1 protein-coding gene is annotated in these 214 nt (G+C 45.3%); it reads left to right on the forward strand.

Annotation, left to right across the window (positions count from 1 at the left end):
* A partial coding sequence (locus N6P30_RS24560; RefSeq protein WP_225684771.1) for a hypothetical protein occupies positions 1-68 on the forward strand: 68 nt, incomplete at its 5' end.
* Between the last annotated feature and the right edge of the window lie 146 nt (positions 69-214).

Consider the following 214-nt stretch of genomic DNA (forward strand, 5'->3'; position numbering starts at 1 on the left):
TGTTATTCACCCTGGCCAACCTGTTTCGGGTGGACCAAATGATACGTCAGTGGGAGAGATCTCAGTAAAAACCGGAAATAACGCCAGAAATGGTGGAAAAAATAGCCTAAATAGGCTGATTCGATGTGTTTGCGGGAAAAAAATCGGCCCAGATCCGCGAAATTTTAATCAGCGAGTCAGCTTGGGAAGAAATGACCTGCTTATTCGCACCTTC

It is taken from the genome of Enterobacter sp. PL1 (assembly GCF_945957325.1).
In the GTDB taxonomy this organism is placed as follows: domain Bacteria; phylum Pseudomonadota; class Gammaproteobacteria; order Enterobacterales; family Enterobacteriaceae; genus Enterobacter; species Enterobacter roggenkampii.